Origin of the sequence: Bartonella rochalimae ATCC BAA-1498 (assembly GCF_000706645.1) — a bacterium.
Classification (GTDB): Bacteria; Pseudomonadota; Alphaproteobacteria; order Rhizobiales; family Rhizobiaceae; genus Bartonella; species Bartonella rochalimae.
In genome coordinates this window covers 1,090,098-1,097,474 of sequence record NZ_KL407337.1, presented here as the reverse complement: position 1 = coordinate 1,097,474, position 7,377 = coordinate 1,090,098, and the positions used below count along the sequence as shown (strand labels likewise).

Genomic DNA, 7,377 nt, shown 5'->3' with positions numbered 1-7,377 from the left:
TGTCCCTGCATCACATTATATAAAACTCTTAACACTGAAGAGTCAACCATAATTTTCAAACTTCTAAAATATAACGCTAACATTCTTAAAAAACAAGTATAGTATTTTATAAAAACTATCGAACGGAAAAGTATTATCCCCTTACTTATTATTTATCCTCTATTATAATGGAGATTTTCGCTTTATTTAAAAATGATCACACTCTTGTAGAAAGCAGCTAAGCCGTGTTAGCTTCTTACATCAAATGTTTTTCTAAGAAAATGATGAAAACCTATGTGGGATAATAACCAGTATCAAAAAAATGATCCCGGGCAAGACCCTGCCCTTGTGATACAACACTCTAAGCCTGCTAAGCGACAGGTTTCTGTACGCTGGCTTACGGGTACAATTCTCACTGGAGTAACCTCTTGTATTCTTATGGGAATCGCGCTTTTTGCTGCTTTAGAAGGAAAACACACTTTAATTACTCCTGCACAATGGTTTTTATTAGAAGATCATTCTCTTGAAGACTATGACAAAAAGGGAGATCGTATTACTCCCACACATGCCCGTCAAAGCTTTGATAGAAAAAGACAATTTGAATTATCTACGCTTCAAAAAAAGGGAAATGAAAAAGTCGTTGAGACTCAGAACTTTGAATGGATCCGGATGGCCTTAGCCGAAGAACGCCGTCATAAATACACCTACCCACCCTTTGATGCCTTAAGTATTTTTTCTAATGATTCGAACAATCAAATTTCTCAAACTCTTGAAGGAGGGCAAATTTATGGAGCAAAAGTTGAAACAAAAATGACTCTACGCAGCCATGATTTTATTATTGAACAGGCGCACTTTGATGAAACGGATATACTTACGGCTGAAGAAGCACAAAAAGAAATACAAAAATCCGGATTTGCTTTGGATAAAAATAATGAGAAACTTTCACTTCTTCCTTTTTTAGACCCCGCACAACTCGATATTTCAACACCTTCTCTTAAAGTACCAAAGATTCCTAATGTGCGTCTTACCCAAGAAAATGTCACTATTACAGCAAGCAATCATCGAATTGATCTCACCAAAAATTATGCTGAAGACATTATTCCCATTCGTAAAAAGAAGACAATTTTAGAAGCGCTTCAAAAATCCGACTATCCACAAGAACAGATGGAGAAAATTGCACAAACATTAGCGAAATTGAACCGTTCAGATACACTCAAAGCAGGAAATCTTTTACGCATTGGAATTGTCACACAACACGGTGAAGAAGATCATCTTGTTCGGGCAAGTATTTACCAAGGAATGAATCATATTCTGACAATTGCCCTCAATGATAACAACGAATTTGTTGCAAGTACAGAACCAGAAATGTCACATGCCCTTAAAACTGCATTTCAAAATGGTCAGCCTCATTCTTATGTTAGTGTGGCACAATTACCAACAGTTTATGATGCAATCTATCAAGCTGTTCTCAGCCATAATATGTCACAATCTCTTTCACAGCATCTTATTCGTTTACTTGCAATGAATATTGATATGAAAAGCCGCATCACACCAACTGATCAGCTCGAAATATTTTACGCTCTTCCTAAACAACAGGCTGAAAAAAACAGTAAAAATACAAAAAATGGTACACAACTGCAAACGGCCTCCTCTTCCGCCAATGGAGATCCTGAAATCCGTTATATAAGTGCAACCTTTGGGAGTGTTACGTACAAATATTACCATTACCAATCCACGAATGGGAGTGCCGATTATTATGATTCAGAGGGAAAAAGTTCAAAGCCTTTTTTGCTTAGAAAGCCGATCCCTAATGGCATTTTCGGCTCACCTTATGGTCCACGGAAGCACCCTATTTTAGGTTATGTGCGCATGCACACAGGTGTCGATTGGATAGCCCCAAAGGGATCACCCATTATTGCTGTTGGAGATGGTGTGGTGACAAGAGTTGGAGTCGTAAGTGGTTATGGCAACCATACAGAAATTAAACATGCTAACGGCTATGTCAGTAGTTATTCACATCAAAATAATTATGCTCCTAATATTAGTCCAGGCGTCAAAATAAAACAAGGACAAATTATTGGATATGTTGGATCGACTGGTCTTGCAACTGGACCTCACTGTCATTTTGAAATCATTGTGAATGGTAAAAAAGTTGATCCTATGCGTATTCGTTTGCCTGATAGTAAATCTTTAAAAGACAAAGATCTACAAGCATTTCTGAAAGAAAAGAAAAATATTGATTCCTTAATATACAGCGTAACACAGCCAGAAAATGCATCTTAATTGATTCATATATCAGGCAAACTACTGTTTTTCTACGAGAGGACATCACTGATATTGTTGTATCGATTAATCGTTTAAGTCAAAGATAAAGTTTTAAAAGATTAAATAAAGAAAATAGTATAGAAATATTCCTTTAAAGAATCTCAGTTCATTTTTTACGATAGAGATCCAACAGTTCATCATACCCCTATAGATCATAGTGAATTCTCCTGTATCATTGCGATTCAGTAGAAACATTTTTCACTTGCTCTCATGAGAAAAAAGAGAAGAAAGTAAAAACTGTATTTTGAAAAACGCTTTTCAAGATTTCTTTTCTCTTTTCCCCTTCTCTTTGATCAAAGACAAATTCTGTAAAAGAGAGGACTAAAGAAATTTTTTGGGAGCAATTCAGTAAAACTCTTTTTGTACTCCTAACCTGTATATGAGAGCTTTAACGAATTGTTATGATTGCATACTGTCGATGGTTTGAGAATTTTTTTCGCCAAATTTTATCATGTTTTTTACAGAGAGTTTTATTGAGAAATTTCAATGCTTGTATCAATGAAAATTTTGATCAAAGAATATAATCTCTTTTAAAAGAGAGCATTAAAAACGCTCCGAACAATTTCCTATGATCTTTGGCAAAGGAATGATCACCTTTGTTCCTCCTAAAGCAGATGTTTCAAACAGTGCTTTCTCACCAAATTGCATACAAAGCTGTTCTATAACCAAACGACCAAGTCCCGTTTTTAGCTCTGCATTTTGACTGCACATCCCCACGCCATCATCTTCAACGATCAGAGCCATTTTTCCATTCTTCTGAGGTCCACAAAAAATATAAATATTCCCATGGCGTTTATCAGGAAAAGCATGTTTTAAAGAATTTGTAAGCAATTCACCCAGAATAATTCCGAGCGTTGTAGCATCTCTTGAAGATAATCGGCAGTCTTTGAAATCCTTATGAAGAGTGATATTTTCACGTAATTCAAATGGTATAGCCAATTCAACATCATGCACAACCAAATTAAGAAAATCTGCCAATAATGTTGTCTCCATATCATCGCTCAAACGCAAACGACGATGCGCTGCTGATATTGTTTGGATGCGATCTCGTGCTGCTCCCAAAACAGAACGAACCTCTTCATTCTTGCTTCGATTTAATTGCAAACCAAGCAAGGAAGAAACCGTACCCAGGGAATTGCCAATGCGGTGGCTCGCGTCCTGTAACAACATTTCAACACGACAACGTTCTTTTTCCGCATAATTACGAGCCTTTTCCAACTCCTGTGTTCGTTCCTTGACACGAGCTTCAAGAGCTGCATTCTCACTATGAAGAAGTAACTGATAGGTTTTTAAAGACTGAATATCGGATCGAAAACGGTTAATCACAAAATAGGCAGAAATAAAAGTGCTCACAACAGACACAATAGCAGCCAGAGTCAAAGCAGCACGCATGAGCGCTATATCTTCACGTTTTTTTTGTCGTTCAATATCATCGCCATCGATAAAATTGGCCATTAATTGAACCAAACTTGTGACTTGAGTTGTCTTAACTTCAGGAAACGCCGAAGAATGAACGGATTGACCAGAAGATGCATCAAGAGCAATCATATGGTCCTTCATAATTGCTGTACGTGCTTTGATCTCTTTTTTAAAAGCTGTAAACCAGGTATACCATTGTGAATGAGAATGAACAAGAAGGGCAATATAATTGAGAATATCATCAAGATGAAGAACCGCTGTTTCAAAGCGCACTTTATCTTCCACCCGACGATTTTTTTCATAGCTTCGATTTGCTGCAGCCATATCGATTAAACTAATAAGGGCTAAATCTGCTTGTTCACGCAATTCTGAGCTTGTATCCAACTGTGAAATTTCCTGATCAACGGCATTGGATAATAGAATAATAAAGGTCGAAGCCAAAAAAGCCATGAAAAGAGAAACAATAATTGCTCCCCACCGCCAACGTGATGTTGTTGAACCAGAAATGGGTATTTTAGAAGACAAATTCGCCTTTGTTATCATATACTTTCCATCAATGAATCCAAAAATCAGCACTCTTCAGTTTAGAAAAAAATTATTTTATTTCTTTAAGAGTTGAAGAAAGAGAGTTATTTTCCATATCCTCGTTTTTGCTCTTGTTCCTAGAAGGCGAGATAAAAGGCTCTGCGCATTCTCACAATTTTGATTTCTCTGTAGCGATAACAATAATAAACCATGTTCTCACCCATCATTATTTTCCTAATCACTAAAAGAACATAAGATGCTTCCAGCCGAACAAAGATCGGGACCATAATCAGTATCACCATCAACTTCGAGAAGCTTTTGCAAACGATTGCGTGCACGACTTACACGGCTTTTAACTGTTCCAATAGCGCAATTGCAAATAGCTGCAGCATCTTCATAAGAAAAACCAGAGGCCCCAATTAAAATGATTGCCTCTCTTTGTTCAGCTGATAATGTGTTTAAGGCTTTTTTAAAGTCATGCAAATCGAGCGTCCCATATTGGGAAGGATGAACAGCTATATTTTGAGTGAAAACGCCATCGCTATCTTGCACTTCTCTTCCTCTTTTCCGCATTTGACTATAAAATTCATTGCGCAAAATCGTAAAAAGCCATGCTTTTATATTAGTACCAATTTCAAAACTTTCTTGCTTAGCCCACGCCTTCATAAGGGTATCCTGTACCAAATCTTCAGCTCTATCATGCGTGCCACTTAAAGAAACAGCAAAAGCCCGTAAAGCTGGTAAAACAAAAAGCAATTCTTGTTTAAAATCTTTTGAGCTCTGCATCATAAGGGATCAAACCTTTTTTCTTCAGAACGAAGACTATCTTGTTCTGCTTGTTCTAATTTGTCCAAAAGCTCCAGCAAACGTAGGGGAAGTGGCTCTTCTTGAATTTGCATATAAAATTGACGCAATTTTAGTGCTATTTCACTGTTTGCGCCGAGAAGATCATCTTCAAATGTAAAATAATCGGTGAGATTTTTTTCACCAAAGTTGTTCATTTTTTAGCCCCTTAACCCATATAGTAGTGAAAGAAGATTTTTCTCTTTAAAGTTGTAAATATAGTCCCTCCTAAAAAGTTCCAGACCGAAAGCAGGAACTTTTTTATCCATAAGGAATTGAAAAAATAAAAGTGCTTTCGCAAGCTGAAGGAGTTTTAAATCATGTCCCTATCACAACGCATCGCCCCTCATCTTCCTTATCTGAGACGATTTGCTCGATCCATCACAGGCAACCAAACTTCTGGTGATGCCTATGTCGCAGCCATGTTAGAAGCACTCATTGTTGATTTTTCTATTTTCCCCCAAACGTCCAGTGATCGCATTGGAACGTATCAACTCTTTTGTCACCTTTTTGATCAAACGACGCCCAATATTGCTGAGCCATTGCCGCAATTCGGTTTTGAACAAAAAGCCAGCGCTCAATTATCTTATCTCACTCCCCGTGCACGACAAGCTTTCTTGCTCATTGCTGTTGAAGGATTTAATGAAAGTGAAGCAGGAGAAATCATGAAAATTGATAAACAAAAGTTTCATGAACTCCTCAGCCAAGCCTCTTTTGATATTTCTCAACAAATTGCGACACAAGTTATGATTATTGAGGATGAACCTCTCATTGCCATGGATATTGAACAAATGGTGGAAAGCCTTGGACATCAAGTGATAGGAATCGCAAGAACCCATAATGAAGCTATTGTCATGTATCATCAGAAAAAACCACGCCTCATTTTAGCTGATATTCAATTAGCCGATAACAGTTCTGGAATTGATGCAGTCAACGATATTTTAAAAAATGATTGTATCCCAGTGATCTTTATTACGGCTTTTCCTGAAAGATTGCTCACTGGAGAACGGCCAGAACCAACCTTTTTGGTCACCAAACCCTTTAATCCTGATATGGTAAAGGCCCTTATCTCACAAGCTTTATTTTTCCAAGAGAATGCGTCTAAAGCAGCCTAACAGAAGGGAATGATTATGTTCGTGCCCCCTGTTTCCACCACATCTATAGATAGATCACACCTCAGCGCTTTACTGCAAGCAATCCGTGGCGCTGATATTTGTGTTTTATATCAAACAACAAATCTGATCTATTTATGGGCAGAAAACCTGCCGCAACCTTTGAAAGAAAAATGGCGAGTTGGATGTCGTGACAGTGATTTTTTCTCAGTCGATCTTGCGGACAATATGGAGACCATCAAACTGCAAGTTTTATCAACAGGGAAAACACAGGCTATTGAAGCACGATTTGAAGATATGTCCAAACAAACCATTTGGTATAAATTTTCTATTGATTGCCACCGGAATGAAAATGGAAAAATCATTGGTATCATCACTACAGGCGTTGATATTTCAGGTCTACGCCGTCGCGAACAAGTGCTTAAAATATTACTACGGGAAGTCAGTCATCGTTCTAAAAATCTTTTAGCAATTATCCAAAGTATTGCAACCCAAACTGCCCGTTATACAGAATCGCTGCAAACCTTCTTGCGAAAATTTCAGGGACGTCTTCATTCTCTTTCTCATTCTCAAGATCTGATTACCGACTCTGACTGGCGTGGTGCTCAATTTCATGAATTGGTAAAAACACAAATTTTAAACTATTTAGTAAAAGAAAAGGCGCGTTTTTCCATCAAGGGTATTGATCCTTATCTTTTTCCAAATGCAGTTTTGCATATTGGATTAGCTTTTCATGAATTAATTATTAATTCGCTCTCTTTTGGTGCTTTATCACAAGACGAAGGAACTGTTTCTATTACTTGCACAGTCAGCACAATAGCCCAAGGAAAAACACAACTTTTTATCACATGGAGTGAAGAATTTAAAAAGAAAATCTTTCTTCCTGCACATAAGAAAGCCTGTTTTGGAAATACCGTTTTAGACAAAATCGTTCCCATTGCAGTAGATGGTTCAGCTTTTTTAAAATTAACGGACGAAGGATTGATTTATTGTTTATCTGTTTCTAACAATTATTTTGATATTTTGTCTTAGGTAAAGCAATCCGAGCATTGCAACTAAAAAATCAAGCGGTCGCGCATTGCGAATAAGAATAAAGTGATCCAAGCATCACGACTAAGAACAAAGCCATCCGAGCATTGCGACTGAAAAATCAAGCGATCGAGCATTGCAGATA

The 7,377-nt window shown here is 37.3% G+C and carries 6 protein-coding genes; 3 read left to right on the top strand and 3 right to left on the bottom strand.

From position 1 onward, the window contains the following. Positions 1-273: 273 nt before the first annotated feature. A complete protein-coding gene (locus O99_RS04720; protein ID WP_035006624.1) occupies positions 274-2,262 on the top strand; it encodes a M23 family metallopeptidase in 1,989 nt (662 codons plus the stop codon). A gap of 585 nt (positions 2,263-2,847) precedes the next feature. On the opposite strand, the gene O99_RS04715 is transcribed toward O99_RS04720, so the two are convergent. From O99_RS04715 to O99_RS04705, 3 genes are all read right to left on the bottom strand, one after another. Beyond that, positions 2,848-4,266 carry a sensor histidine kinase gene (locus tag O99_RS04715; RefSeq protein ID WP_035006622.1) on the bottom strand — a complete coding sequence of 473 codons (1,419 nt, stop codon included), beginning with the start codon at positions 4,264-4,266 and terminating at the stop codon, positions 2,848-2,850. 216 nt (positions 4,267-4,482) lie between these two features. Continuing rightward, entirely contained in the window at positions 4,483-5,037 is a 555-nt protein-coding gene (locus O99_RS04710) for an RNA polymerase sigma factor (protein ID WP_035006621.1), read from the bottom strand. Beyond that, entirely contained in the window at positions 5,034-5,249 is a 216-nt protein-coding gene (locus O99_RS04705; protein ID WP_035006619.1) for a NepR family anti-sigma factor, read from the bottom strand. Before O99_RS04705 ends, O99_RS04710 begins: the two co-directional genes overlap by 4 nt. Positions 5,250-5,411: 162 nt before the next feature. Between O99_RS04705 and O99_RS04700 the strand changes: the two genes are divergently transcribed. Next, positions 5,412-6,206, top strand: coding sequence for a response regulator (locus tag O99_RS04700; RefSeq protein WP_035006617.1), 795 nt, complete (start codon positions 5,412-5,414; stop codon positions 6,204-6,206). Positions 6,207-6,221: 15 nt separating this feature from the next. Next, positions 6,222-7,235 (top strand): PAS domain-containing sensor histidine kinase, encoded by a 1,014-nt coding sequence (locus O99_RS04695; RefSeq protein WP_035006615.1) that lies wholly within the window; start codon positions 6,222-6,224, stop codon positions 7,233-7,235. The last annotated feature ends 142 nt before the right edge of the window (positions 7,236-7,377 follow it).